Genomic DNA, 24221 nt, shown 5'->3' on the forward strand with positions numbered 1-24221 from the left:
CTAGCATCATCTGGCCAGGCCCGCCGGCGCGGCCCCGGACATCGGGGCCGGAGCGCCGCCACGACCACGAGGAAGGTGCACGATGCCGAATTTGCCCACCGGCGAAAGACCCCGGAACCTTGCCCCCAGGCTCGGCAGACAGCCCAGCGAGCGGAAACGCATGGCCCTGCTAGTGAGCATCGCCATGCTCATCCTGTTTCCGGACGCGATCCTCCTGCTGGTCCTCAAGCTGCTCTATGTTGCCGCCAGCGGGCTGTCGCTGATGCTCAAGCATGCCCTGCAGGAAGCCTTCGACCTCTCCCGCCATACCGCGCAGATGTTCACCGCCTGGCTGGAGGCGGCGGCGGCATGCCTCGGGTCACGGTGTCGCGCTGCTGGCGAGCTGGCGATGATAGGCCGCCATCTTGCGGCTCTCGGCGGCAGCCAGCTCGAAATCGTGGATCATGGCCTGGGAACGGGCCTTGATGTCGAGAATCTGCTTGCCGTACTTGTGTGGCGAGGCAATGTACTTGTCCAGCATGGCGCGCTCCTCGGTGGCGTCGGCATCCATGGTGCGGGCCACATCCTCGTAATGCTCGGCCAGCCGGTTGTGGGCATCGCGGGTTTCGGCCGTCTGCACTTCCAGCGCCCAGTCGTGGGGCTTGGGGACATTGCCGGTGGCGCAGGCGCCGAGCGCCAGGGCCAGCGCCAGGTGGGTCATGTGTCGCATGTCGCTATCCTCCTTCCTGTTCAGGGTGGTACGGGTGTCAGGTCTCACCGCCTGCCCGGTCGGCACCGGCTTCCGCCACGATGCCGGCCGCCAGCGTGGCGCGGGTGGCCGGGTCGATGACGATGAAGCTGCCGGTGGTCCGGTTGCCGGCATAGGGGTCGACGAACAGCGGCTGCTGCAGGCGCAGGCATACCCGCAGGATGTCGTTCATGTGTGCCGTCGTCGGCCCTGGCTCGTGCGCCAGGGTATTGACATCGGTGCGGTACTCAAGTGCCGTGAACAGGCCGGACACGTTGCGGGTGGTGTGTTTGATCAGGTATTTGCGCCCCGGTTGCAGGGGCTCCTCGGCCAGCCAGCAGATATCCGCCGTCAGTTCGCGCCGGCTCTCGGCCGACCGGTCCGGATCGACCAGCATGTCGCCGCGCGAAAGGTCGATCTCGTCCTCGAGGCCGATGACCACCGCCTGGTCCGCCGTGGCCTGCTCCAGCGCGCGACCCGCCAGCCGGATCGAGCCGACCCGGGTGACGCGGCCCGAGGGCAGGACCCGCACGCTGTCGCCAACCCGCAGTTCGCCCCCCGCCAGCGTGCCCTGATAGCCACGGAAATCCGCCGGCACCGGGTCGGACGCCTCGCCACCGGGAGCCGTCGTGGCCGCATTGCCCAGCATCACGCGCACCACCCGCTGCACCGGGAACCGCAGCGGTCCATCGGTCACGTCGCGTCGGGCCGGCGCCTCGTGCAGGCATTCGAGCAGGGTCGGGCCGCGATACCAGGGCGTCGCCAGGCTGCGCGTCACCACGTTGTCGCCGCCCAGCGCCGACAGCGGAATCGCCAGCGGCGCCTCGCAGCCCAGCCAGGCCGCGAAGCGGGCGAAATCGGCGACGATGTCATTGAAGACCGACGGGCTCCAGTCCACCCGGTCCATCTTGTTGACCGCCAGTACCAGCTCCCGGATGCCCAGCAGGTGCGCCAGGTAGGCATGACGGCGGGTCTGGGTGACCACGCCCTTGCCGGCGTCGACCATGAGGATGGCGAGATCGGCGGTCGAGGCCGCCGTCACCATGTTGCGGGTGTACTGCTCGTGACCCGGCGCGTCGCCAATGATGAACTTGCGCCGCGCGGTGGCGAAATAGCGGTAGGCGACATCGATGGTGATGCCCTGCTCGCGCTCGGCCTGGAGGCCATCGGTCAGCAGCGAGAGATCGAGCCCGTCGAAACCGCGCCGCGCCGAGCTGGCGCGGATGGCCTCGATCTGGTCGCTGGCGACGTTGCCGGTGTCATGCAGCAGGCGACCGATCAGCGTGCTCTTGCCGTCATCGACGCTGCCGGCGGTGATGAACCGCAGCAGCCCGGAGGCGGGCGCGTGTCCGGGCTGGCCGGAACCGTGGGAATGGATGGCGACGACGTTCATCAGAAGTACCCCTCTTTCTTGCGCAGTTCCATGGCGGCCTCGGCGGCCCGGTCGTCCAGCCGGGTGGCGCCGCGTTCGGTGATCCGGCATTCGGCGGTCTCGGCGATGATCGCCTCCAGCGAGCTGGCCGAGGACTCCACCGGTGCGGTGCAGGAGATGTCGCCCACGGTGCGGAACCGGCACATGACCCGCTCCACGGTTTCGCCGGGCCGGGCCGGCGTCAGTTCGGTGACCGGCGCCAGCACGTCGCCGCGCCGGACCACCTCGCGGAAGTGGGCGAAGTAAAGCTCCGGCAGCGGGATGCGCTCGCGCTGGAGATAGCGCCAGACATCCAGCTCGGTCCAGTTGGAAATCGGAAACACGCGCAGGTGCCCACCCGGTGCGACGCCGGTGTTGTAGAGCGACCACAGCTCCGGCCGCTGCACCTTGGGTTCCCACTGGCCGAACTCGTCGCGCACGCTGAACACCCGTTCCTTGGCGCGGGCCTTTTCCTCGTCGCGGCGGGCACCGCCCAGGCAGGCGTCGAAGCCGAACTCGGCGATGGCTTCCATCAGCGTCACCGACTGGTGCGCGTTGCGCGACTCCAGCGGATCGCACAGCCGCACCGTGCCGCGGCGGATCGAGTCCTCCACGCCACGCACGTGCAGGGTGGCGCCGTAGCGCCGCACCATGCGGTCGCGGTAGGCGATGACCTCCGGGTAGTTGTGGCCGGTGTCGATGTGCAGCAGCGGACAGCCCAGCCGTTCCGGGTACCAGGCCTTCCAGGCCAGGTGCAGGAGCACGGCCGAATCCTTGCCGCCGGAGAACAGCAGCGCCGGGTGGCGGCACTCGGCCGCCACCTCGCGCAGGATGAAGATGGCCTCCGCTTCCAGCAGGTCGAGCTGATCCAGGGCGTGATGCCAGGCCGACACGGGACGATCGCCGTGCGGGCGGCGGGCGATGGGAGTCTGCATGTCGTGCTCCTCTCAAGGTGTGGGTAGGGGTTGCCAGTGACCGATGCGCCGATAGCGGTGGCAGCGGCCATCCTCGGACGCGATCCGCAGCAGGTGCAGCCAGCCATGTTCGACCAGTTGCCGGACCTCGGCGTGCTGCTCCAGCACCCGCTCGATGGCGGCAGCCGGTGCCTCGATCAGCACCGTCAGCCGTCTGGGCTCATGGCGGTAGTCGTGGCCGTCATGCAGCGACTGCCAGGGCAGGCCGACCCGCAGGTCGCCGCCATTGCCCTCCAGCACGCCGAAGGCGCCGACCACGTTGTGCAGCACCTTGTTGCCACTGCCGAACAGCCGGTTGTCGACCGTGGAGCCGTAGTACTGGAGGTTGATCCAGCTCGCCACCACCATCGGCGCGGTCATGATCAGGCCGAGGATGGCGCCGTCGGGATCGTGGCGATGGTCGTACTCGTGCAGGAAGGCCCGGCCCGCCAGCGCAATTCCGCGGGTACGCTCGCGCGGCGCGGCGATGAAGGCGGCGTTGCCGGCCAGGCCCCATTCGGGACGGACTTCCGACCAGTCATGGCTGCGGGTCTCCACGGCGCTGGTCAGCGCATCCGGCCGGAGACCGGCCAGTCCCAGGCTCGCGGCCCGCTCCTGTCGCGCCAGCCCGCCGGCCCGGGCCAGCCAGCCCTGCAAGCGCGCCAGGTCGCGCGCCAGGTGCCCGGGCAATTCGTCCGCATCGAACAGGGTGACCGTGTCCAGGGTCGTGTCGTGCAGCCCGGCAAGGAACCAGGTGTCATCCGGAACGCACAGCCCGCGAGCACGCAGGCCGGCGCGCACCTGGGGATCGTTCAGCACCATGGCCGCGACCCGGGCATTGGCCTCGCCGCTGTGGCCGCCGCAGGCGCCACAGTCGAGCCCGGAGCCATAGGGGTTGTTGACCGTGCTGCTGCCATGCCCGCACAGCAGGACCAGGCGCGCGAAATCCTGGTTCAGGCCCATGCCGCGCAAGGCATTGGCGGCCAGCTCGATGCGGTCGTTGAGCGCGATGCCGGTTTCCACCACCGGGGTCTTCGCCATCAGCCGGCCACGCTGGCGCGCGACCAGGGGGCGAATCCGCCGCGCCACCTGCGGGTCGAGTCCGGCCTCGCCGGGCCGGGCCACTGGCCGGGTCAGGCCCAGGCTGTCGGTCACCAGCTTGACGCCGAACAGGAGCCCGGCGATCTCGACGTAGGAAAAACACGAGACCGCCGAGGTCTTGAACGACTTCCACAGCCGGTTCAGCCGCTTGCGCAGCCAGCGCCGGTGCAGGATGCCGCGCAGCTCGGTGACATCGGCGCCCGCCACGCTCTCGCGGATGCGATGGCGGGGCGCGATCAGCACCGGGCATTGGGCGGCGCCACGGTGATGGCCCAGGGGGATGTACTCGATCGGGAAGCCGAAGAAGCCGGCGAAGCCCAGGGTCTCCAGCTCGGGCGAGGTGGTCTCCAGCGCGCGGCGGAACACCTCCGAACGCACGTCGATGCAGAACACCGCCTGCGCCGCCTTGCGCGTCGCCGACGACGGCTCCGCGGCCACCTTGGCCGCGCCGCGCCCGAGCCGCGTCACCAGGTCGGCCTGCCCATGCAATTCGTAGGCCAGGTGCAAGACATGCAACAGCTCGAGCCGCTCCCGTTCGCGTTGCCGCTCGCCGGCGTCGCCGAGCAGCGCATGGCGCCAGTCGCGCAGGCCGTCGGCACTCAGCAGCCGCTGCGCCAGCGCGTAGTCGTAGGCCAAGCGAATCGCCAGGAGATGGGGCAGCCGGTCGCAGGCCTCGCCGCGCAGGGCCGCCTCCCGCTCGCCGTGACGGATCCAGCCGGCCCAGCCGGCCACGCTCATCAGTTGCCGGTGCAGGAGATCGACCAGGCACGATCCCTCCGGCTCCAGCGCGTCCAGCATGAAGGCCAGCGCCTCCAGCGGCGTTTCCGGCAGCGCCGCGACCAGCTTGCGGAATTCCGGCAGGCCGGCGATTTCCGGATTGCGGTCGAAGCGGGCGGCACGCTTCCAGGCGTTGTACAGCGGCAGGCTGCGCCAGGGCATGCGCCAGGCCGACTGGCCCTCGTCGAACCAAGCGGCGCACCATTTGGAAATGTCGTCGGTGACGAAATCCGCCCACCGGCTGCTGCTGCCGGCATCGAGGAAATCGGCCACCGTCAGCACCCGCTGGCCGCTGCCCGCATGCGCCGCGGTTTCCACCTCGCACAGGAGCTGGAGATGCAGGCGGAGCGTGGCGGGCGTGCGCGAACCACTGGCCGGCGGATCGAGGCCGTCGAGCGCCTGGGCCAGGTCGGCGTCGGTGATCCGGCCCCGGGCAAGCTGCTCGGCGTAGAAGCGCGGCGGCATCAGCATGTCGCCATGACCGACCCGGCCGATCAGCTCGCAGGCCGAACGGAAATCATGGTCGGCCAGCCCCAGGAAGGGGTTCACGGCGACGAAATGCCGCAGCGGCCAGAGGGGCGCGATACGGCGCGTCGCTTCGCCGACGGCGTGTTCCAGCCAGGCCCGAGGCAGACGGCCATGCGCCTGCCAGGTGGGCTGGATCCAGCCGGGCTGGCCGGGATGGGCGACTTTGAACAGGGGGGTGACGACGGACATGGCGACTCCTGTGGCTCAAGGTGATTGCGGGTGACGGGGCGCGGGCCAGAAGCGCTGCAACAGCCGGTTGGCCAGCGTGCTGACGTAGAACCCGTTGTGGACATGCACGTAGGCGGCCTGCCAGAGACGGCCGGCGGCATCGCCGGGGAAGCGCACCTGCATCAGCAGGACGCCCATGAAAGCGACCAGCACGGCGACCGGCAGCAGCCAGTCGAACAGGCCGCGCGCCGGGACGATGCTGGTCACCGTGCCTTGCAGCAGGTGGGCGAAGGCGACCTGCAGGCTGAAGTAGCTGGCGCCGACCAGGATGGCCAGGCTCAGCCCCCGCAGAATCTGCGCCAGGCCGATCTGGCCGGCCAGGCTGTTCCAGAGCAGGTAGGTCAGGGCGATCTGCAGGATCGCGCCCAGCAGCACGATGCCGGGCTCCTCGGCCAGGGTCACGTCCAGCAGCGTGGCTGTGAACCAGGTAATGGCCAGGGCGGCGGCGAAGGCCAGCGGCAGCTCGCCGGGATGGCGGCTGGCGCGCGGGGTCGGCACCCAGGACGCCTTGGCAATGTCGATGATGCTGCCGCTGGACAGGAAGGCGTGTGCCTTGTAGAGGCCATGGGCGACGATGTGCAGGATCGCCGAGGAAAAGGCGCCCAGGCCGCATTGCAGCATCATGAACCCCATCTGGCCGACGGTGGAAAAGGCCAGCGATTTCTTGATGCTGGTCTGGGTCAGCATGGCCAGTGCGCCGAACAGGGCGGTCGCCGCGCCGATCGTCGCCAGCAGGTTCAGGGCGGTGGGGCTGAGCACCATCACCGGGCTCATGCGCACGATCAGGAAGCCGCCAGCGTTGATGATGCCGGCATGCATCAGGGCGGATACCGGCGTGGGCGTCTCCATCACCTCCGGCAGCCAGCTGTGGAAGGGAAGCTGCGCCGATTTCAGCACCGCGCCGAACACCAGCAGCAGGGCGGCCCAGAACAGCCCGCCGCCGGACCAGGGCGACAGCCCTTCCGCCACATGGCGGGCATGCAGCTCGGCATCGGCGAAGATCTCGCCGAAGTGCAGGCTGCCGAAGGTGCCGTAGATCAGCAGCATGGCACCAGCCAGGCACAGATCGCCGAGGCGGCTGATGACGAATTTCTTGTGCGCGGCCTGTCGCGCGCCGGCCCGCTCGGGATAGAACAGCAGCAGCCGGTGCAGGCTCAGGCTGGTCGCCATCCAGGCCAGCGTGAACTGGATCAGGTTGCCCGAGATCACCAGCACCAGGACCGAGCCGATGGTCAGGGCCAGCCATCTGAAGAAGCGCCCCTGCCCCGGATCGCCATCCAGATAGCGGCGCGAGTAGCGGATGACCACCGTGCCGATGCCGGCGACCAGCAACAGCATGATGGCGGACAGGGCGTCGAGGTAGATCTCGATGCCGCCGAGCGAGCGGTCGACCGGCCCCAGGATCAGGAAGCCGGCCACGGCGGCGATGCTGCTCAGCAGGGCCGCATGCGCCGCGCCGGTGACCAGGCGCCGCAGGGTCGCGGGCCGGCGATCGCACCAGGCGTCCGGCATGATCCCGGTCGACAGCAGCAGCAAGGGACCACCCGCGGTCAGGAGGGCAAGCAGCAGGCTCATGGCCGCACCTCCGGCGCGAGCCCGGTGGACAGATGGACGATCGGACGCTGGCGGTGGCTGACGGTGAACATGGCGATCTCCCTGGGTGGTGGTGTGGGAAGATGCTAGCAATGCCCCTATATTTCATCCAATATATGTATTGAATATCTACGTTTTATTTATTGAATGAATTCATGGCCCAGCTCAACTATCACCACCTGCGCTACTTCTGGATGATCGCCAACGAGGGCCACCTCACGCGGGCGGCGGAGCGGCTGCATGTCTCCCAGTCGGCACTGAGCATCCAGCTGCGGCAGCTGGAAGCGTCGCTGGGACAGAAACTGTTCGAGCGGGAGGGCAAGCGGTTGCTGCTGACGGAGGCCGGGCGCATCGCGCTGGACTACGCCAACGCCATCTTCCGCACCGGCGACGAGCTGATCAGCCTGATGCAGGGCCAGACGGCCCAGCGGCAGCTGGTGCGGATCGGCGCGGTGGCGACCCTCTCGCGCAACTTCCAGATGGAGCTGGTCCGGCCGCTGCTGGACCGCGCCGACATCGAGCTGGTGCTGCGCTCCGGCAGCCTGCCCGAGCTGCTCCGGCAGCTGCACACCCACACCATCGACCTGGTGCTGTCCAACCGCCCCCTGCCGCGCGATGCCGAGGCCAACTGGCACTGCCACCTCGTCGAGGAGCAGCCGGTCAGCCTGGTCAGCCGCCCGGCGCCGGCAACCGCCCCGCTGCGCTTCCCCGAGGATCTGCGGGAGACACCGCTGCTGCTGCCCAGCATCGAGAGCGAAATCCGCACGGCCTTCGACTTCCTGCTGGAGCAGGCCGGCATCCGGCCCCGGGTGGTGGCCGAGGTCGACGACATGGCCATGCTGCGCCTGCTGGCGCGGGACTCCGGCCAGCTGGCGCTGGTGCCGCCGGTGGTCGTGCTCGACGAACTGCGCAGCGGTGCCCTGGTCGAGCGCTGCCGGATTCCCGACCTGCGCGAACGCTTCTACGCCATCGTTCCCGGGCGACGCTTCCCGAACGCCGTCATCCGCGAGCTGCTGGCACGGGTGATGAGCGCGAGTCCGGCCCCGTCCGCCGATCCCCGGCAACCGGCAGATGCCGCGGCGGATGGGATATGATGCCGGCCCGCATGGACGGCTCGCGCCGCCGGGACCGGACATCTCCCTTGTGCCAGCCGCATCACCGCGCCTTCCCTGATTCGCATGACCGCCTGGAAGCCATGCCGCCCCCTCCCCTGCCCCCCGGAACCGCATATGCCGGATTCTTGCTCCGTCTCTGGGCCTCCCTCATCGACCTGGTGCTGTTCTCGCTGTGGACCATCCCCCTGATGTACGCCATCTACGGGGATGCCATGCTGACCAGCGGGAAGCTGATCCTCGGGCCGGCGGACGTGCTGATCAACTGGGTCTTTCCGGCGGTGGCGGTGATCGTCTTCTGGCGCCGCAAGCAGGCGACGCTGGGCAAGATGGCCATCCGCGCCCGGATCGTGGATGCCCGCACGGGCGGCGAACCTGGCACGCGACAGGACATCGTCCGCTATTTCGGTTACCTCCTGTCCCTGTTGCCCGTGGGGCTTGGCTATCTGTGGATCGCCTTCGACCGCCGCAAGCAGGGGCTTCACGACAAGCTGGCCGGTACGGTCGTGATCCGGGAGGTCGCCAGGCCACGATCCGGCAACCGGCCATGAGGCGCCCCCGGCGCCGGCATCCCCACCCCGCCGGTCCCGGAGGGCTTCCTTGCGAAACCGGCATCCCGCGGCGTAGAGTGCACCCCGTCCGCGGCCTTCCGGGCCGGCCTCATGCCATCCCGCATGCCGCCATCCACCGCCTATCGAGGAGGGTCTCATGAACGGACCGACCGCCTGGCTGGAGTCCCTGCGGGCTTACCTGGCATCCCCCGCCGGCATCGCCTGGCGGCAGCGCTGGATCGAACGCGGCCAGCGCTGCCAGCGGCAGATGGACAGGTTGCAGGGGCTGGACTTCCTCGCGCCCCTGCTGCTGCGGCTGTATCTGGCGCCGGTGTTCTGGATGGCCGGCACGCGGAAATTCGCCCATTTCGAACCGACCGTCGCCTGGTTCGGCAATGCCGAATGGGGACTCGGCCTGCCATGGCCGGGACTGCTGGCGTTCCTGGCCGCCAGCACCGAGACGCTGGGTGCGCTGTGCCTGCTGTTCGGCTTCGCCGTGCGCTGGACCAGCCTGCCGCTGATGTTCACCATGCTGGTGGCGGCCTTTTCCGCGCACTGGGAAAACGGCTGGCTGGCCATCGCCACCGGCAGCGGCCTGTTCGCCAGCGAGCGGACCCAGGGCGCCATCGAGCGGCTGGCCAAGGCGCGGGAGCTGCTGAAGCAGCATGGCGACTACAGCTGGCTCACCGCCAACGGCGACTTCGTCGTCCTCAACAACGGCATCGAGTTCGCCGCCACCTACTTCGTGATGCTGCTGGCGCTGCTGTTCATGGGCGGCGGCCGCCATGTCAGCGTGGATGACTGGCTGCGGCGGCGCTATCTTGGGAGTTGACGGCGCGCCTCGCAGGAACCTGATGCGATCCCGTCGACCGCACGGCCGGGGAAGCGACAGGGACAGGGTTTTCAGCCACGGACCAGCTGCTGGCCATGGGCCGGGACCGCTGTCCCTGACACCCGGAATCCAGGCTATCCAAATCCTCAACGGGAGCAACGCATGAACAGTCACTACCTGCTGGACGAGGCGCGCGAGCACGCCCTGTCCGGCGCGCGGATCATCACCGGCCTGATGGAGGGCCCCGAAGCGCTGGACCGCGTCCGCCTGGCGCTGGCGGTTCAGGAACTGCGCCTGGCCATCGAGCTGTTGCAGGACGAAACCGTGGATTTCGAGATCGGCGAAACCGACGACTGACGGCAGGAACGGGATACCCGGGAAGGAGGGGCGAGCGGAACGCGGGGCCTGATAGCCCCGTCACCCGCGTCAGGGCGACAGGCGCTCCGGCGCCAGCGCCATCCGCTCGACCGGCCGGCCGCCGCGGTCAATCCAGCGCGCGATGTCGCCCAGCGGCAGGTCCGCCCGCAGGTCCCGGAGCAGCAGGTGATAGCCCCCGGCATAGACGACACTGCGGTTGCCGGGCAGCCGTGGCAGTCTGGCCAGGGCGGCCCCGAGCGGCGCGGCCGGGATGACCTGGTCACGGGCGCCGTACAGCACCAGCACCGGCACGCGCAGCTGGCCGGCCCTTGCCTGGGCGCTGTCCATGAGGTCGACCAGCCCTTCGAGGGCGTCGACGCGGGTCGACTTGATCACCAGCGGATCGCGTCCCAGCCCGCGCAGCATCTCGATGTTGTCGGACGCCTGGATGTTCAGGCCGCTGCCGGTCACTTCCAGCGCCGGCAGGGTGGAGGATGCCAGCGCCAGAACCAGACGCTGGTACCAGGGCATGTGCTCGCGCGACCAGACCGCCGGCGCCGAGAGGATCAGCCCCGCCACCCCGGGTGCATCGGGACGGGTCAGGGCCACCATGGCGACGGCCCCGCCCATGCTCTCCCCCAGGACGTAGACCGGCACCCCCGGCTGCTGCCGGCGGACCTGCCGGATCAGGGCCAGCAGATCGCCGGCATAGGCGGCCTCGCCGGCCCAGCGCCCGCGCCCGGGCGCGTTGCCGAAACCGCGCTGGTCGTAGGCGATCAGGGCGATGCCGCGCTGGCTCAGGTACTGTCCGGGCGACGCGAAGGCGCGGCTGTAGTCGTTGAAGCCATGCACGGCGATGACGATGGCGCGCGGCGCCCCGCGGCCGGGCTGCCAGCTGCGCACCGGCAGCACGGCCCCGTCCGGGGTGACGAAATGCGAGCGTGCCAGCCGCGCCTGGTCCGCTCCCCGCGGCGGCTGGACCGGCACGCCGGCGCAGCCTGCGAGCAGCAGGGCGAACAGCGCGGCGCCGAGGCGACGCCAGCAACCGCCGCTCGCCGCGGCCACGCTACCGGCCGGCCCCGGCTGGTAAGCTATGCGACTTGCGGGAGGAAAGCGCGGCATGATGAAAAAAATCGTTCGGTGGCTGCTGACGATGCTGTTCAGGGTCAAACTCATCGGCATGGAGAACTATGCGCTGGCCGGTGACCGCGTCCTGATCGTCGCCAACCACACCTCCTATCTGGATCCCATCCTGCTGTGGGCCTTCCTGCCGGACGAGATCACCTTCGCCATCAACACCGATATCGCCCGCCAATGGTGGGTACGCCCGGCGCTGCGCTTCGCCCGGGTGTTTCCCATGGACCCGCTGCAACCCCTGTCGATCAAGTCGCTGACCCATTACCTGCGGGAAGACCGCAAGGCGGTCATCTTCCCCGAGGGCCGCATCACGGTGACCGGCGCGCTGATGAAAGTCTACGACGGCGCGGCCGTGGTGGCCGAGCGCTCCGGCGCGGCGGTCCTGCCGATCCGCATCGACGGCGGCCAATATACCCCGCTCTCGCGCCTGCACGGCGTGGTGCGGCTGCGCTGGTTTCCGCCCATCACGCTGAACATCCTGCCGCCGCGCGACCTCATGCACCCGCGCGGCGCGGATGCCCACGACCGCCGCCAGCGCATGGGCCTGATGCTGACCGACATCATGAGCGACATGATGTTCGAGACCGGCAACCACCGGCAGACCCTGTTCGCGGCCCTGCTGGATGCGCGCCGCATCCACGGCGGCGGGCATCGGCTGCTGGAGGACGTGCAGCGCAAGCCCCTGAGCTACAACCGGCTGATCGCGCTGACCCTGGCCCTGGGCCGGAAGCTGGCGCCGATGACCCAGCCGGGAGAGGCCGTGGGCATCCTGCTGCCGAACACCAATGCCACGGTCGCCCTGCTGCTGGGCCTGCAACTGCATGGCCGAGTGCCGGCGATGCTGAACTTCAGCGCCGGCCTGCACAATCTGGCCTCGGCCTTCCGCACCGCCCGGATCCAGACCTTCGTCACCTCGCGCCGCTTCGTCGTCAATGCCAGGCTGGAGGCCACGGTGGAAGCCCTGGCGGCGGAACACCGGGTGGTGTTCCTGGAGGAGCTGGGCGCCTCGGTGACCCGGGCGGACAAGCTGCGGGCCATGCTGGGCTCCCTCACGGCCGCGCTGTGGTACCGCCAGCGCGACCGCCAGCAGGCCGGCGAGCCCGCCGTCATCCTGTTCACTTCCGGCTCCGAGGGGGCGCCCAAGGGCGTGGTGCTGTCGCACGGCAACCTGCTGTCCAACCGCGAACAGCTGGCCGCACGGCTGGACCTGAACGCGCAGGACACCATCCTCAACGCCCTGCCGATGTTCCATGCCTTCGGACTCACGGCCGGCACCCTGCTGCCGCTGCTGTATGGCATGCGCACCTTTCTGTACCCGTCGCCCCTGCATTACCGCATCATTCCCGAGATCGCCTACGACCTGAACGCGACCATCCTGTTCGGCACCAACACCTTCCTGGCCGGTTACGCCAGGCATGCCCATCCCTACGACTTCTACAGCGTCCGCTACGTGTTCGCCGGTGCCGAGAAGCTCCAGGACGACACGCGCCGGCTGTGGGTGGACAAGTTCGGCCTGCGGGTGCTGGAAGGCTACGGCGCGACGGAAACCTCCCCCATCCTCGCCGCCAACACGCCGATGTTCTACCGCGAGGGCACCGTCGGCCGCTTCATGCCCGGCATCGACTGGCAACTGGAGGAAGTGCCCGGGGTCGGCGAGGGCAGCCGCCTGCATGTCCATGGCCCCAACGTCATGCTGGGATACCTGCACCCGAACAATCCCGGCGTGCTGGAGCCCCCCGTTTCCCGCTACGGGCCCGGCTGGTACGACACCGGCGACATCGTCCGCATCGACGCCGACGGCTTCGTCACCATCTGCGGCCGGGTCAAGCGTTTCGCCAAGATCGGCGGGGAAATGGTCTCCCTGACCGCCGTCGAGGAAATCGCCACGCGGCTCTGGCCAGGCTGCCTGCATGCCGCGGTGGCCCAGGATGACGAACGCAAGGGCGAACGCATCCTGCTGGTCACCCAGCATCGCGAGGCCCAGCGGGCCGAATTCGCGCGCGCCGCACAGGCACAGGGCTACAGCGAACTGTACGCGCCGCGCGAGATCCTGTACGCGAAGGAACTGCCGCTGCTGGGCTCCGGCAAGGTGAATTACCCGGCCCTTAACCGCCTGGTCCAGCAGGCGCTGGGCGCATGACGGCCTTACGCCAGCCCCGGACGCGGGAAGAACCCGCCCTGAACCGGGGACTGCTGACCCTGGTCGGCGCGCAGTTCCTCTCGGCCTTCGGCGACAATGCCATCCTCTTCACCGTCATTTCCATGACCCTCAAGGCCGGGGACCGCGGCGCCTGGTACATCCCGGCCCTGCAGAGCGCCTTCCTGGTGGCCTATGTCACCTTGACGCCCTGGGTCGGCACCCTGGCGGACCGCTACCCGAAGCCGCGCATCCTGTTCTTCGCCAACCTGGTCAAGGGCCTGGGCGCCCTGGCCATCTTCTTCGGCATCGATCCCCTGCTGGGCTATGCCCTGGTGGGCGTCGGCGCCGCTAGCTACGGGCCGGCGAAATACGGCATCATCCCGGAACTGACCTCGACGCAGAATCTGGTGCGGGCCAACGGCTGGGTGGAGGGTGCCACCATCGCCGCCATCCTGTTCGGGACGGTGGGCGGCGCGCGGCTGGCCGACCGCTCCGCCGGCCTCGCGCTGGCGACCGTCATCGGCCTGTACCTGATTTCCGGGCTGGCCACCTTCCTGCTGCCCGGCCGGGTGGTGCCATCCCCGGCCAACGGACGCTCGGCCTGGGGCAACCTCATGGCCTGGATGCGCGCCCTGCTGGGGTCCCTGCGGGCGCGGTTCATCCTGCTGGCGCTGAGCCTGTTCTGGGCCGCCGCCGCCACCCTGCGGGTGGTGCTGGTCGCCTGGGCGCCGGAGGCGCTGGGCGCCACCTCGGCCTCCGCCATCGCCGACCTGACCTTCTTCATGGCCATCGGCATCGTCGTCGGCGCCGGTCTGGTGCCGCGCCTGATCCCGCTCGACCGGGTGCGGAGAACCCGCTTCGCGGCCTATGCCATGGGCACCCTGTTCGTGCTGCTGGCCCTGGTCACCGATGTGCTCACCGCCAAGGTGGCCCTGTTCTGCATCGGCCTGTGCGGCGGCATGTTCGTGGTGCCACTGAATGCCGCAGTCCAGGAAATCGGCCATGGCGGGGTGGGCAGCGGCGGTGCCGTGGCGGTGCAGAACTTCTTCCAGAACAGCGCCATCCTGCTCGGCATGGGCATCTACTCGATCGCCGCCGGCCATGGCGCGGGACCGGTGGCGACCATTCTGGTGCTGGGCGGGCTGGTCTGGCTGGCAACCGTGATCGTCGCGCTGCGCCTGCCGAGAACACCGTTGACGGATGGCTGAGTCCCGCACCGCATGCGTGTAAGATTTCCCCCATGAGGAACCGGGTTTACAGGATGATGCGCACCGCCGGCGGAGGCTGCCTCTGCCTCCTGGCGGCCTGCACGACCATCACGACGCACAAGCCCTCGGGCGAGGAAATCGTGATGACGCAGGAGGAATTCGCCCGCTACGTCGAGCATGTGTTCCGCTTTCACAACCAGGTGATGGGGGAACTGATCGAGGTCGGCGACGAGCGCAAGGACGAGGACACCGACGAGATCACCCGGCTGGAGGCTGCCGAGAAGAAGATGGTGCGCGTCTGCGAACCGCTCAACGAACTGGTGTCGGAAACCCTGTCCGGCGAGAACGTCGGCCTGCAGCTGAAGCTCGACCTGATCGATGCGGTGCCGGCCTGCGAGGAGGCCTCGCAGACCGTCGAGGATCTCATCCCCTGAGAGAGCCTGCCGGCTCCCGTGGCCGGCCCACGGCAACGCCGCCCCGGGGGAGCGGCAGGGCCTGGCTCAGGGCTGGCCGACCTTGATCAGATCCACCTCGAACACCAGCGCCGCATGCGGCGGAATCATGCCGCCGGCGCCGCGCTCGCCATAGGCCAGATCGGCGGGAATGAAGAAGCGGTAGCGGGCGCCCTCCTTCATCAGCTGCAAGCCCTCGGTCCACCCCGGGATGACCCGGTTCAAGGGGAAGTGGATGTTCTCCCCGCTGTCGAATTCCTTGCCGTCGATCAGGGTGCCCCGATAGTTGACGGTCACGGTATCGGTCGGGCCCGGCATCGCCCCGCTGCCCTCGCGCAGGACCTGATACTGGAGTCCGCTGGGGGTCGTCGTGACCCCGGGCCTGGCGGCATTCTCGGCCAGGAACGCGGCGCTCTGCTGCCTGACCTGCTCGAGGTTCTCGGACTGCCGGGCACAGCCGCCGAGCCCGAGAGCGGCCAGCGTCGCGGCCAGGACAAGGGTTTTGAGTGAGGTTCCATGGGCGCGAGTCATGCGGTTCTCCTGAGGGATGCGGGTCATGGCAGGGGATTCCAGCCCGAGGCGCCCAGACGCAGCAGGAAGAAGCCCAGCTCCAGCACCGCCACGGCAGCCAGCAGGCGCAGCAGCGTGCGCCAGTTCAGCGGCGCGGGTTTCGGTCGAGACGGCATGAGGCGCAACGGGGAAATCGCAAAGGGCCGGCATCATACCCCAGCCGGCCAGGCCGTGCCTGACGGGGACGCCGGACGCATGGCTCACGCCACGCCGCGGCGGATGAAGTCGGCGAGCCGGTCCAGCCCGGTCTGGATGCGCGCCTCCGCCGCCGTATAGCAGAAACGCAGGTAGCGCTCGGGTCGATGGCGGCCGAAATCCAGCCCCGGCGTCACCGCCACGCCCGCCGCCTCCAGGAGTCGCAGGGCGAAGCCGTGGCTATCCGCGGTCAGTGCGCCGGCATCCGCGTAGACATAGAAAGCGCCGTCGGGACGCACCGGAATCCGCAGGCCGAGCCCCGCCAGACCCTGCAGCAGCCGGTCGCGCCGCCGGGCGAACACCTCCCGGCGACGCTCCAGCTCGGCCAGGTTGTCCGGCTCAAAGGCCGCCAGCGCCGCCCGCTGCGAGAGGGTGGGCGCGGAGATGAACAGGTTCTGCGCCAGCCGCTCGGCCGCGTCGATGGCCCAGTGCGGCACCACCGCCCAGCCCAGGCGCCAACCGGTCATGCCGAAATACTTGGAGAAGCTGTTGATGACGAAAACCTGATCCGAACAGCGCAGCGCCGTCTCGGCCGCGACACCGTATTCCAGCCCCTGGTAGATCTCGTCGGCGATCACGAAACCGCCCTCGGACGCCATGGCGGATACCAGCGCCTGAAGCGCATCCGGCGCGAGGATGGCGCCGGTGGGGTTGGCCGGCGACGCCACGATGAGGCCGGCCAGATGCCGGTCCCGGGGCGCCGCCAGCAGCCCGGCGGACAGGTTGAAGTCCTCAGCGCCATCCACGGCGATCGCCTCGGGCACGGCGTCGAACAGGCGGATGAAATTGGGATAGCAGGGGTAGCCGGGATCGGCATGGGCCACCGCATCGCCGGGGTTGACCAAGATGCCCAGAGCCAGCAGCAGGGCGCCCGACGCGCCCGGGGTCACGAAAATCCGCCGGGGATCGAGATCGAGACCATGGCGGTCGCGGTAGTGCCCGGCGATCGCCAGCCGCAGTTCCGGCAGGCCGGCGGCCGGGGTGTACGTGACATCGCCGTCCCGCAAGGCACGCTCCGCCGCCGCGATGATCCGCGGCGGCGTCGGAAAATCCGGCTCGCCGATTTCCATGTGGACGATATCGCGTCCCTGCGCCTCCAGCGTCCTGGCGCGGGCGAGGATTTCCATGACGTGAAAGGGGCGGATCGCCGCCATGCGCAGCGCGCCCGTCATCACGCCACCGTCCGCCGGATGGCCCCGGCGCACCGGCCGGATCGCCCGGCCCGGGCCGGGCGCCCTGATTTCCATTGACACCAATTTCTGCCTATACTTGCCGGATTTTTTCGGATACCGGTAGCAGGAGTTTTGAATGTCCAGCCACAACAAACCTGAGACTCTTTCAACGCCGTTTACCTTCGAACCTTATCAGCTGTCGGAAGGCGAAGAGTACATGAACGAGGCGCAGGTCGAGCACTTCCGCAAGATTCTGAACAACTGGAAGGCGGAGCTGATGAGCGAGGTCGACCGCACCGTGCATCACATGCAGGACGACGCGGCCAACTTCCCCGATCCCAACGACCGCGCCACCCAGGAATCCGAATTCAGCCTGGAGCTGCGCACCCGCGACCGCGAACGCAAGCTGATCAAGAAGATCGACGAATCGCTGCAGAACCTGGAGCGGGGCGACTACGGCTACTGCGAGACCTGCGGCATCGAAATCGGCCTGCGGCGCCTGGAAGCGCGTCCGACCGCCACGCAGTGCATCGACTGCAAGACCCTCGACGAACTGCGCGAGCGCCAGCTCGGCTAGGCCATCCGACATGCCGGAAGGCGCGCATTGCGGCCCGCCCTCCCCCACCTCCCTCTATCGGGGGCGCTTCGCCCCGTCGCCCAGCGGTCCCCTGCACCTGGGCTCCCTGCTCACGGCGTTGGCCAGCTACCTGGATGCCCGCGCGCAGGGCGGCGAGTGGCGCCTGCGCATCGACGACCTCGACCCCTACCGGACCCGTCCCGGCGCGGTCGACCGGATCCTGGCCAGCCTTGAAGCACTGGGCCTGCACTGGGACGGCGCACCGCTGTACCAGAGCCGGCGCCTGGAACGCTACCGGGAGGCACTGGAACGGCTGCAGGCCGGGGGCTGGCTCTATGCCTGCCGCTGCTCGCGGCGCGAGCTGTCCGGCATCTATCCCGGCACCTGCCGGCAGCGGCCCGCGGCTGGCGGTACCGGCCCGCAGGCGCTGCGACTGATGGTGCCGGATGCCAGCTATGCCTTCGAGGATCACGTGCAGGGCCGCGTGCGCCAGTCGCTGGCCCGGGAGGTCGGCGATTTCGTGCTGTTCCGCCGTGACGGCGCCTTTGCCTACCATCTGGCCACGGTCGTCGACGACGCCGAACAAGGCGTGACGACCATCCTGCGCGGCCAGGACCTGCTGGCTGCCACACCGCGGCAGATCTGCCTGCAACAGCTGCTCGACCTGCCGACGCCCGATTATGTGCACACGCCGCTGCTGGTCGATGCCGAAGGCCGCAAGCTGAGCAAGCGCCGACTGTCGCCGGAGGCCGAGACCCGTCGCCCCGGACGCCTGCTGGCCCACCTGTTGACCTGGCTGCGGCAGCCGTTGCCCGCCGGGCTGCTGGCCGCCCCGCCCGGCGAGATCCTGGCGTGGGCGGTGGCGAACTGGCGGCTCGAGCGGCTGCGGGGTATCGGACCGATCGTGGTCGATGAAACCGCCCTGGACCCATGACGCATTACCTGACCATCCTGCTTGGCACCCTGCTGGTCAACAACCTGGTGGTCGCCAAGTTTCTCGGGCTCTGCCCGCTCATGGGCGTTTCCCGGCGACGGCAGACGGCCCTCGGCATGGGGCTGGCGACGACCTTCGTGCTGACCCTGGCGGCCGTGCTCAGCCACGCGGTGAACCGCTACCTGCTGGTGCCGCTCGATGCCGGCTATCTCAGAACCATCGCCTTCATCGTCCTCATCGCCGGCCTGGTGCAGCTGACCGAGCAATTGCTGCGACGTTTCCACCCGCTGCTGCATCAGGCCATGGGCATCTATCTGCCGCTGATCACCACCAATTGCGCCGTGCTGGGCGTGGCCCTGCTGAACGCGCAGGCCGCCCATGACGCGCTGGAATCTCTTTGCTACGGGCTCGGCGCCGCGCTGGGCTTCACCCTGGTGCTGGTCCTGTTCGCCGGGCTGCGGGAACGCCTGGAGACGGCCGACGTGCCGGCGCCGTTCCGCGGCAACGCCATCGGCCTGATCACGGCCGGCATCGTGGCGGTCGCCTTCATGGGCTTTGCCGGCCTGGTCCGGAGCTGAGGCGGATGCTCGCGGTGCTTGCCCTCGGCCTGCTTCTGGCGGTGGTCGGTCTGCTGCTGGGCTGGTCGGAACAGCGGCTGCGGATCGTGGACAATCCGCTGGGCGAACGCATCAACGCATTGCTGCCGCAGATCCAGTGCGGCCAGTGCGGCTATCCCGGCTGCCGGCCCTACGCCGATGCCATCGCCCGCGGCGAGGCCGACATCAACCAGTGCCCGCCGGGTGGCGACCGCTGCGTCGCCGGGCTGGCCGAGCTGCTGGGCCGCGAACCGAAACCGCTGGACCCGGCCTTCGGGCCGGAACAGCCGCCGGCGGTGGCCTTCATCGACGAAACCCGCTGCATCGGTTGCGCGCTGTGCCTGCCGGCCTGCCCGGTGGACGCCATCGTCGGTGCGCCGAAGTTCCTGCACACCGTCATCGCCGCCGAATGCACCGGCTGCGACCTGTGCGTGCCGGCCTGTCCGGTCGACTGCATCGAGATGCGTCCGCTCGGCGCCGCGCCGGCCTGGCGCGACGGGGGAATGTCGCCATGAGCCGGCGTCATCCGCTGGCGGGGCGTTTCCCGGGTGGCTGCCACTTGCAACCGCGCAAGGCGCCGGCGAACGCCCGCCCGATCGGCACGGCCGGCCTGCCCGGGCGGCTGGTCTACCCGCTGCGCCAGCGTGATGGCAACCTCGCCAAACCTTGCGTCGCCCCCGGCGATACCGTCCGGCGCGGCGACCGGCTGGCCGGCGGCAGCCATCCTCTGGACCCGCCGATCCACGCCGCCACCTCCGGCACCCTCGTCGCCATCGTCCAGCATCCGCAGCCCTTCCGCGAAGCACCGGAGGGCCCCTGCCTGGTCCTCGCCGCCGACGGCGAGGACAGGCCGGCCCCGCCCCTGCCGCCGCTGGACCCGCAGCGCTGCACGCGGGAGGCGCTGATCCGGCGCGCCCAGGACGCCGGCATCACCGGCCATGGCGGGGCGGTATTCCCGACCGCGGCCAAGCTGGCGGCGAATCCGGCAGGAGCGCACACCCTGATCGTCAACGGCGTCGAGTGCGAACCCTACCTCAGCTGCGACGACCGGTTGCTGCGGGAGCGCGCCGAGGCGGTGGCGCGCGGCGCGGCGCTGCTGCAGCGCTGTTTCGGCGTGGAGCTGGCCGTGATCGCGGTCGAGGCGGACATGCCCGAGGCGCTGGCCAGCCTCGAACAAACCCTGGACCGGCTGGGACTCCGGCAGCTGCGGGTGGCGGTCGTGCCGGCACGCTACCCGGCCGGCAGCGAACGCCAGCTGATCCAGACCCTGACGGGCCGCGAGATTCCCGCCGCCGGCCGGCCCGCCGACCTCGGCATCCTGTCGCTGAACGCCGCCACCTGCGCCGCACTGCAGCGCGCCGCCGTGCTGGGCGAGATCCCGGTCTCGCGCATCGTCACGGTCGCGGGTGGCGGCGTTCGCCAGCCACAGAACCTGGAGGTGCGTTTCGGCACGCCGCTGGCCCACCTGATCGCGGCCTGCGGCGGGCCGGCCGGGCCGGTCGAGCGGCTGCTGATCGGCGGACCGTTGACCGGCTATCCGGCGGCATCGGATGCCGTGCCGGTCAGTCCCTCGGTCAACGCGGTGCTGGTCGCCGCACCGGGCGAACTGCCGGCGGTCCATGCACCCGAACCCTGCATCCGCTGCGGTGCCTGCACCGAGGTCTGCCCCGCCCGGCTGCTGCCGGAGGAACTCTTCAGGATCCTGTCGGGTGGCCGCCAGCGACCGGATGCCGGGCGCGCCGTGCTGGACTGCATCGAGTGCGGCCTCTGCGATGCCGTCTGCCCCAGCCATATTCCCCTGGTCGCGCACTTCCGCCGGGGGAAGGCAGCCCTGCACGCCGAACGGCTGGCGCGGGCACGGGCGGAGCAGGCCCGGCAACGCCACGAGGCCCGGCTGGCGCGCAAAGCCCGGGAACAGGCCGAACGCGAGCAGGCGACCCAGCGGCGGCGTTCGCAGCTGGCACAGGGCGGCTCGCCGAACATCCAGGCGGCTCTGGCCCGTGCCCGGCAGAAACGTGCCGGAACCGCGCCAGCCCCGGAGGACACCGATGACAACCGCTGAAACCATCATCGCCACGCCGCCCGGCACCGGCAGCGTGCGTGGCGTCATGGGCGCCGTGCTGCTGGCGCTGGTGCCGGGGCTGGCCGTGCAGTGCGGGTTCTTCGGTCCCGCCGTGCTGGTGCAGATCGTCCTGGCCCTGGCGACCGCCTGGCTGGCCGAGGCCGCCGCCCTGCGGCTGCGCGGGCGGCCGCTCCGGCCGGCGCTCGGCGACCTCAGCGTCAGCGTGACAGGCGTGCTGCTGGCGCTCGCCATCCCTTGCCTGGCCCCGGCCTGGGTCATCGTGGTCGGCACCCTGTTCGCGGTGCTGTTCGGCAAGCAGGTGTACGGCGGACTGGGCTGCAACCCCTTCAATCCGGCCATGTTGGGCTACGCGGTGCTGCTGATCGCCTTCCCGCGCGAGATGACCCGCTGGCCCGTGCCGCTGGACTGGCTGCCATCCGCGGCCGGCATGGATCGGGGTCTGGCGGCGGTGTTCGGCCAGTTCGGCGGCGAGAAGCTGGACGCGCTGGCGCGGGCGACGCCGCTGGATGTCCTGCGCACCGAACTCAGCCGTGGCGCGCTGCCCCGGCGCGACGACAGCCTGGCCGGCCTGATGCCCTGGGCCTGGAGCAATCTCGCCTACCTGGCCGGCGGCCTGTGGCTGTGGCGGCGGCGGATACTTGACGGTCGCTTGCCGGCCGCCATGCTGGCCATGCTCGCGCTCTGCGCCCTGGCCAGCTATCTGGCCGATGACGCCCGCTATCCGTCGCCGCTGTTCCACCTGCTGGGCGGCGGTACGCTGCTGGCCGCCTTCTTCATCGCCACCGACCCGGTCAGCGCGCCTGCGACACCGCGCGGGCGACTGCTGCATGGGGCCGGCATCGGGCTGCTGGCATACGTCATCCGGACCTTCGGCGGCTATCCCGACGGCATCGCCTTCGCCGTGCTGCTGATGAATTTCGCGGCACCGACGCTGGACCACTGGACCCGCCCACGGGTCTACGGGCACGACCGGTGAACCGCGCCTGGCTGATCGAGCGGATAACCCGGCAGCCGGCCTGGCAACTGGGCGGCCTGGGACTGCTGGCGATGGGGGCGCTGTGGCTTTTGCAGGCGCTGACCGCCGACCGCATCGCGGCCCATGCCGAAGCCCGGCTGCGCGACACGCTGGCAAGCCTGATGCCCACCGACACCTGGGATAACGATCCGCTGCGCGATACCGGGTTCATCCGGGATGCGCGGCTGGGACAGACCGGCCCGGTCACGGTCTATCGCCTGCGCCAGCGGGGCGAGCCGGTGGCTGCGGTCCTGCCGGTGACGGCGCCCGACGGTTACAGCGGCGCGATCCGCCTGCTGGTGGCGATCCGCCCGGACGGACGACTGGCCGGCGCACGCGTGCTGGAGCACCGGGAGACGCCCGGCCTCGGCGACGGCATTGAGATCGGCAAGTCGGACTGGATTGGCCGCTTCGCCGGCCGTTCGCTGCAGGACCCGCCGCCCGGGCGCTGGGCGGTACGCCGCGACGGCGGTGACTTCGACCAGTTCGCCGGCGCCACCATCACTCCGCGGGCCGTCGTCAGGGCGCTGCGGGAGGCCCTGGCCGTATTCGCGCGCGACCGCGAGGCCATTTTTCCCGTCCCCATCCCTGCCACCGGAGCGACACCGCCATGACACCCTCCCCCGCCGTCCTGCGCGAACTGGCCCGTGAGGGTCTCTGGTCCCGCAACCCCGGGCTGGTAGCCCTGTTGGGACTCTGCCCCTTGCTGGCCGTCAGCACCACGCTGATCAACGGCCTGGCGCTGGGGCTCGCGACCACCGCCACTCTGGTGCTGTCCAACGGCCTGGTCTCGGCGCTGCGCGGCAGCGTCCTGCCGGCGATCCGGCTGCCGCTGTTCGTGCTGCTGATGGCGGCGATCGTCACCGCCGTCGATCTGGTCATGCAGGCCGGCTTTCCCGAACTGCACCGGACACTGGGGTTGTTCATCCCGCTCATCGTCACCAATTGCGCGATCCTGGCCCGCATCGAAACCTACGCCTCGCGACAGCCGGTGACCCATGCCCTGCTGGACGGGCTGTTCATGGGGCTGGGCTTCCTGCTGGTGATCGCGCTGCTGGGCGGTCTGCGGGAGCTGCTCGGTACCGGCCGGCTGCTGGCGGGCGCCGAGCAGCTGTTCGGCCCCGGGGCCGCCGGCTGGACCGTCGAGGTCATATCCGGCTACGGCGGCTTCCTGCTGGCCCTGCTGCCGCCCGGCGCCTTCTTCGGGCTGGGGCTGATGCTGGCGCTGAAGAATCGCCTCGACGCCGCTCGTCAGGCGACGACGCCCCGGGCGCGGGTGCGGCTGGTCGAGGCGCCTTTCCCCGCTGATCGGGAGCAGCCATGAACGCGGACAAACGCCGGCAGATCTTCGAGCGGCTGGCCGCCGTGATTCCGGAGCCGACCACCGAGCTGGAATACGAGACCCCGTTCGAGCTGCTGATCGCGGTGGTGCTGTCGGCGCAGGCCACCGACAAGGGTGTCAACAAGGCCACGCGCCGGCTGTTCCCGGTGGCCAGGACACCGGCGGCCATCCTGGCGCTGGGCGAGGAGGGCCTGAAGTCCTACATCAACAGCATCGGTCTGTTCAACAGCAAGGCCCGGCATATCGTGGCCCTCTGCCAGCAGCTGCTGGAGCGGCACGGCGGCGAGGTGCCACGCACCCGCGAGGCCCTGGAGGCGCTGCCGGGGGTGGGCCGCAAGACGGCCAACGTGATGCTCAACACCGCCTTCGGCGAACCGACCATCGCCGTCGACACCCACATCTTCCGCGTCGCCAATCGCACGCGGCTGGCGCCGGGCAAGACCGTCCTGGCCGTCGAGCAGCGGCTGGCGCGCACCACCCCCAGGGCGTTCCTGCGCGACGCGCACCATCTGCTGATCCTGCATGGGCGCTACACCTGCACGGCCCGCAAGCCACGCTGCGGCAGCTGCCCGATCGGCGATCTGTGCGAGTATCCCGACAAGACCGCCGGCGCCGCCCCGCCCTGAGGGC

At 69.9% G+C, this 24221-nt stretch carries 25 protein-coding genes; 16 read left to right on the forward strand and 9 right to left on the reverse strand.

Going from position 1 to position 24221, the window contains the following annotated elements; genetic code table 11:
* Positions 1 to 358: 358 nt before the first annotated feature.
* Genes ACYQ1H_RS09720 through ACYQ1H_RS09740 form a run of 5 tightly spaced genes read right to left on the reverse strand, consistent with a single transcriptional unit; the run spans position 359 to position 7300 of the window.
* Positions 359 to 709 carry a hypothetical protein gene (locus ACYQ1H_RS09720; protein ID WP_460027852.1) on the reverse strand — a complete coding sequence of 117 codons (351 nt, stop codon included), beginning with the start codon at positions 707 to 709 and terminating at the stop codon, positions 359 to 361.
* Between the two features lie 37 nt (positions 710 to 746).
* Positions 747 to 2120, reverse strand: a complete 1374-nt coding sequence (locus ACYQ1H_RS09725) for a sulfate adenylyltransferase subunit 1 (RefSeq protein WP_460027853.1) — start codon at positions 2118 to 2120, stop codon at positions 747 to 749.
* A complete protein-coding gene (cysD, locus tag ACYQ1H_RS09730; protein ID WP_460027854.1) occupies positions 2120 to 3073 on the reverse strand; it encodes a sulfate adenylyltransferase subunit CysD in 954 nt (317 codons plus the stop codon). Before cysD ends, ACYQ1H_RS09725 begins: the two co-directional genes overlap by 1 nt.
* Positions 3074 to 3085: 12 nt before the next feature.
* A complete protein-coding gene (locus ACYQ1H_RS09735; protein WP_460027855.1) occupies positions 3086 to 5686 on the reverse strand; it encodes a YbcC family protein in 2601 nt (866 codons plus the stop codon).
* Between the two features lie 15 nt (positions 5687 to 5701).
* Positions 5702 to 7300 (reverse strand): proton-conducting transporter transmembrane domain-containing protein, encoded by a 1599-nt coding sequence (locus ACYQ1H_RS09740; protein ID WP_460027856.1) that lies wholly within the window; start codon positions 7298 to 7300, stop codon positions 5702 to 5704.
* 173 nt (positions 7301 to 7473) lie between these two features.
* On the opposite strand from ACYQ1H_RS09740, the gene ACYQ1H_RS09745 reads away from it, so the two are divergent.
* The 4 genes from ACYQ1H_RS09745 (at position 7474) to ACYQ1H_RS09760 (ending at position 10170) form a co-directional block, all read left to right on the forward strand.
* Positions 7474 to 8412 (forward strand): LysR family transcriptional regulator, encoded by a 939-nt coding sequence (locus ACYQ1H_RS09745; protein WP_460027857.1) that lies wholly within the window; start codon positions 7474 to 7476, stop codon positions 8410 to 8412.
* Positions 8413 to 8558: 146 nt separating this feature from the next.
* Positions 8559 to 8981, forward strand: coding sequence for an RDD family protein (locus tag ACYQ1H_RS09750; protein WP_460027858.1), 423 nt, complete (start codon positions 8559 to 8561; stop codon positions 8979 to 8981).
* A 157-nt stretch (positions 8982 to 9138) separates the two neighbouring features.
* Complete coding sequence (locus tag ACYQ1H_RS09755; protein ID WP_460027859.1) at positions 9139 to 9813, forward strand: HvfX family Cu-binding RiPP maturation protein; 675 nt, start codon at positions 9139 to 9141, stop codon at positions 9811 to 9813.
* A gap of 162 nt (positions 9814 to 9975) precedes the next feature.
* Positions 9976 to 10170: a hypothetical protein gene (locus tag ACYQ1H_RS09760; protein ID WP_460027860.1), complete on the forward strand. Its 195-nt coding sequence runs from the start codon at positions 9976 to 9978 to the stop codon at positions 10168 to 10170.
* Between the two features lie 69 nt (positions 10171 to 10239).
* Here ACYQ1H_RS09760 and ACYQ1H_RS09765 read toward each other — a convergent pair whose 3' ends face one another.
* Positions 10240 to 11235 carry an alpha/beta hydrolase gene (locus ACYQ1H_RS09765; protein WP_460027861.1) on the reverse strand — a complete coding sequence of 332 codons (996 nt, stop codon included), beginning with the start codon at positions 11233 to 11235 and terminating at the stop codon, positions 10240 to 10242.
* A gap of 55 nt (positions 11236 to 11290) precedes the next feature.
* Here ACYQ1H_RS09765 and ACYQ1H_RS09770 point away from each other — a divergent pair, with 55 nt between their 5' ends.
* The 3 genes from ACYQ1H_RS09770 to ACYQ1H_RS09780 are packed head-to-tail and all read left to right on the forward strand — an operon-like array spanning position 11291 to position 15089.
* Positions 11291 to 13447: an AMP-binding protein gene (locus tag ACYQ1H_RS09770; RefSeq protein WP_460027862.1), complete on the forward strand. Its 2157-nt coding sequence runs from the start codon at positions 11291 to 11293 to the stop codon at positions 13445 to 13447.
* Positions 13444 to 14655 carry a lysophospholipid transporter LplT gene (gene lplT, locus ACYQ1H_RS09775; RefSeq protein WP_460027863.1) on the forward strand — a complete coding sequence of 404 codons (1212 nt, stop codon included), beginning with the start codon at positions 13444 to 13446 and terminating at the stop codon, positions 14653 to 14655. Before ACYQ1H_RS09770 ends, lplT begins: the two co-directional genes overlap by 4 nt.
* A gap of 32 nt (positions 14656 to 14687) precedes the next feature.
* Entirely contained in the window at positions 14688 to 15089 is a 402-nt protein-coding gene (locus ACYQ1H_RS09780; protein WP_460027864.1) for a hypothetical protein, read from the forward strand.
* A gap of 66 nt (positions 15090 to 15155) precedes the next feature.
* On the opposite strand, the gene ACYQ1H_RS09785 is transcribed toward ACYQ1H_RS09780, so the two are convergent.
* From ACYQ1H_RS09785 to ACYQ1H_RS09795, 3 genes are all read right to left on the reverse strand, one after another.
* On the reverse strand, positions 15156 to 15665 hold the full coding sequence (locus ACYQ1H_RS09785) for an FKBP-type peptidyl-prolyl cis-trans isomerase (protein WP_460027865.1): 510 nt from the start codon (positions 15663 to 15665) through the stop codon (positions 15156 to 15158).
* The gene (locus tag ACYQ1H_RS09790; RefSeq protein WP_460027866.1) at positions 15662 to 15793 is read right to left on the reverse strand and encodes a hypothetical protein; all 132 of its coding nucleotides are present in this window, start codon (positions 15791 to 15793) and stop codon (positions 15662 to 15664) included. Before ACYQ1H_RS09790 ends, ACYQ1H_RS09785 begins: the two co-directional genes overlap by 4 nt.
* 84 nt (positions 15794 to 15877) lie before the next feature.
* Positions 15878 to 17119 carry an aminotransferase class I/II-fold pyridoxal phosphate-dependent enzyme gene (locus ACYQ1H_RS09795; RefSeq protein WP_460027867.1) on the reverse strand — a complete coding sequence of 414 codons (1242 nt, stop codon included), beginning with the start codon at positions 17117 to 17119 and terminating at the stop codon, positions 15878 to 15880.
* A gap of 61 nt (positions 17120 to 17180) precedes the next feature.
* Here ACYQ1H_RS09795 and dksA point away from each other — a divergent pair, with 61 nt between their 5' ends.
* The 9 genes from dksA to nth are packed head-to-tail and all read left to right on the forward strand — an operon-like array spanning position 17181 to position 24217.
* Complete coding sequence (dksA, locus tag ACYQ1H_RS09800; RefSeq protein ID WP_460027868.1) at positions 17181 to 17621, forward strand: RNA polymerase-binding protein DksA; 441 nt, start codon at positions 17181 to 17183, stop codon at positions 17619 to 17621.
* Positions 17622 to 17631: 10 nt separating this feature from the next.
* Positions 17632 to 18555 carry a tRNA glutamyl-Q(34) synthetase GluQRS gene (gene gluQRS / locus ACYQ1H_RS09805; RefSeq protein ID WP_460027869.1) on the forward strand — a complete coding sequence of 308 codons (924 nt, stop codon included), beginning with the start codon at positions 17632 to 17634 and terminating at the stop codon, positions 18553 to 18555.
* Positions 18552 to 19133, forward strand: coding sequence for an electron transport complex subunit RsxA (gene rsxA / locus ACYQ1H_RS09810; protein WP_460027870.1), 582 nt, complete (start codon positions 18552 to 18554; stop codon positions 19131 to 19133). The genes gluQRS and rsxA overlap by 4 nt, the downstream gene beginning before the upstream one ends.
* A gap of 5 nt (positions 19134 to 19138) precedes the next feature.
* Complete coding sequence (rsxB, locus tag ACYQ1H_RS09815) at positions 19139 to 19666, forward strand: electron transport complex subunit RsxB (protein WP_460027871.1); 528 nt, start codon at positions 19139 to 19141, stop codon at positions 19664 to 19666.
* The gene (gene rsxC / locus ACYQ1H_RS09820) at positions 19663 to 21213 is read left to right on the forward strand and encodes an electron transport complex subunit RsxC (RefSeq protein ID WP_460027872.1); all 1551 of its coding nucleotides are present in this window, start codon (positions 19663 to 19665) and stop codon (positions 21211 to 21213) included. Before rsxB ends, rsxC begins: the two co-directional genes overlap by 4 nt.
* Complete coding sequence (locus tag ACYQ1H_RS09825) at positions 21200 to 22210, forward strand: RnfABCDGE type electron transport complex subunit D (protein ID WP_460027873.1); 1011 nt, start codon at positions 21200 to 21202, stop codon at positions 22208 to 22210. The genes rsxC and ACYQ1H_RS09825 overlap by 14 nt, the downstream gene beginning before the upstream one ends.
* The gene (gene rsxG / locus ACYQ1H_RS09830) at positions 22207 to 22863 is read left to right on the forward strand and encodes an electron transport complex subunit RsxG (RefSeq protein ID WP_460027874.1); all 657 of its coding nucleotides are present in this window, start codon (positions 22207 to 22209) and stop codon (positions 22861 to 22863) included. The genes ACYQ1H_RS09825 and rsxG overlap by 4 nt, the downstream gene beginning before the upstream one ends.
* Positions 22860 to 23573: an electron transport complex subunit E gene (locus ACYQ1H_RS09835; RefSeq protein WP_460027875.1), complete on the forward strand. Its 714-nt coding sequence runs from the start codon at positions 22860 to 22862 to the stop codon at positions 23571 to 23573. The genes rsxG and ACYQ1H_RS09835 overlap by 4 nt, the downstream gene beginning before the upstream one ends.
* Positions 23570 to 24217, forward strand: coding sequence for an endonuclease III (nth, locus tag ACYQ1H_RS09840; RefSeq protein WP_460027876.1), 648 nt, complete (start codon positions 23570 to 23572; stop codon positions 24215 to 24217). The genes ACYQ1H_RS09835 and nth overlap by 4 nt, the downstream gene beginning before the upstream one ends.
* Positions 24218 to 24221: the final 4 nt, after the last annotated feature.

It is taken from the genome of Methyloparacoccus murrellii (genome assembly GCF_054657115.1).

Bases quoted from the DNA above. Each gene is read 5' to 3' on its own strand.
- dksA (WP_460027868.1), top strand. From the start codon at position 17,181: ATGTCCAGCCACAACAAACCTGAGACTCTTTCAACGCCGTTTACCTTC.
- ACYQ1H_RS09725 (WP_460027853.1), bottom strand. From the start codon at position 2,120: ATGAACGTCGTCGCCATCCATTCCCACGGTTCCGGCCAGCCCGGACAC.
- cysD (WP_460027854.1), bottom strand. From the start codon at position 3,073: ATGCAGACTCCCATCGCCCGCCGCCCGCACGGCGATCGTCCCGTGTCG.
- ACYQ1H_RS09825 (WP_460027873.1), top strand. From the start codon at position 21,200: ATGACAACCGCTGAAACCATCATCGCCACGCCGCCCGGCACCGGCAGC.
- ACYQ1H_RS09755 (WP_460027859.1), top strand. From the start codon at position 9,139: ATGAACGGACCGACCGCCTGGCTGGAGTCCCTGCGGGCTTACCTGGCA.
- ACYQ1H_RS09740 (WP_460027856.1), bottom strand. From the start codon at position 7,300: ATGAGCCTGCTGCTTGCCCTCCTGACCGCGGGTGGTCCCTTGCTGCTG.
- ACYQ1H_RS09770 (WP_460027862.1), top strand. From the start codon at position 11,291: ATGATGAAAAAAATCGTTCGGTGGCTGCTGACGATGCTGTTCAGGGTC.
- ACYQ1H_RS09745 (WP_460027857.1), top strand. From the start codon at position 7,474: ATGGCCCAGCTCAACTATCACCACCTGCGCTACTTCTGGATGATCGCC.
- ACYQ1H_RS09795 (WP_460027867.1), bottom strand. From the start codon at position 17,119: ATGGAAATCAGGGCGCCCGGCCCGGGCCGGGCGATCCGGCCGGTGCGC.
- rsxC (WP_460027872.1), top strand. From the start codon at position 19,663: ATGAGCCGGCGTCATCCGCTGGCGGGGCGTTTCCCGGGTGGCTGCCAC.
- ACYQ1H_RS09720 (WP_460027852.1), bottom strand. From the start codon at position 709: ATGCGACACATGACCCACCTGGCGCTGGCCCTGGCGCTCGGCGCCTGC.
- ACYQ1H_RS09780 (WP_460027864.1), top strand. From the start codon at position 14,688: ATGAGGAACCGGGTTTACAGGATGATGCGCACCGCCGGCGGAGGCTGC.
- nth (WP_460027876.1), top strand. From the start codon at position 23,570: ATGAACGCGGACAAACGCCGGCAGATCTTCGAGCGGCTGGCCGCCGTG.
- rsxB (WP_460027871.1), top strand. From the start codon at position 19,139: ATGCTCGCGGTGCTTGCCCTCGGCCTGCTTCTGGCGGTGGTCGGTCTG.
- lplT (WP_460027863.1), top strand. From the start codon at position 13,444: ATGACGGCCTTACGCCAGCCCCGGACGCGGGAAGAACCCGCCCTGAAC.
- ACYQ1H_RS09790 (WP_460027866.1), bottom strand. From the start codon at position 15,793: ATGCCGTCTCGACCGAAACCCGCGCCGCTGAACTGGCGCACGCTGCTG.
- rsxA (WP_460027870.1), top strand. From the start codon at position 18,552: ATGACGCATTACCTGACCATCCTGCTTGGCACCCTGCTGGTCAACAAC.
- ACYQ1H_RS09835 (WP_460027875.1), top strand. From the start codon at position 22,860: ATGACACCCTCCCCCGCCGTCCTGCGCGAACTGGCCCGTGAGGGTCTC.
- ACYQ1H_RS09785 (WP_460027865.1), bottom strand. From the start codon at position 15,665: ATGACCCGCATCCCTCAGGAGAACCGCATGACTCGCGCCCATGGAACC.
- gluQRS (WP_460027869.1), top strand. From the start codon at position 17,632: ATGCCGGAAGGCGCGCATTGCGGCCCGCCCTCCCCCACCTCCCTCTAT.
- ACYQ1H_RS09735 (WP_460027855.1), bottom strand. From the start codon at position 5,686: ATGTCCGTCGTCACCCCCCTGTTCAAAGTCGCCCATCCCGGCCAGCCC.
- ACYQ1H_RS09760 (WP_460027860.1), top strand. From the start codon at position 9,976: ATGAACAGTCACTACCTGCTGGACGAGGCGCGCGAGCACGCCCTGTCC.